Source organism: Bacillus cereus group sp. Bce019 (assembly GCF_051781745.1).
Lineage (GTDB): Bacteria > Bacillota > Bacilli > Bacillales > Bacillaceae_G > Bacillus_A > Bacillus_A cereus.
In genome coordinates, this window is sequence record NZ_JBPWJX010000067.1 from 1 (window position 1) to 382 (window position 382).

The window sequence follows — 382 nt, forward strand, 5'->3', positions numbered from 1 at the left end:
GAAGATAAACCTGAGCCAGAGACACTGTTTATAACGTCTTTTCCCCTACTCACATCTTTTGTTGGATGATGGACAACTAAAACGGCGGCATCTGCTTCCTGTGCGAGTTTTTCTAACGCTATTCTTATGTAATAGTCATCTTCAACAACGTTTGCAGAGCCAATGGCATCTCGAAGAGTATCTATAATTATGAGGTCAAATGATTTGGCCGTATTTATTAATTTATCTAGAGCTTTGGATGATTCTTGCCATTCTTTGGTATGTTTTGCTCCGCCTGAGCAACAAATAGGATCGGCATGACAGTAAATCCCCACATTTTCCTTCAAGCGCTCTTTCACACTAATCGAAAACCGCGACAAATGGGTTTGGATGCGAGGTAGAG

Annotated in this window: 1 protein-coding gene; it reads right to left on the reverse strand. The window is 41.4% G+C overall.

Annotated features, from left to right (window positions below; translation table 11 throughout):
• Positions 1-338, reverse strand: a 338-nt coding sequence (locus tag ACS2QP_RS27440; protein ID WP_438883022.1) for an AAA family ATPase, incomplete at its 3' end; no start/stop codon positions are given.
• Positions 339-382 lie beyond the last annotated feature (44 nt).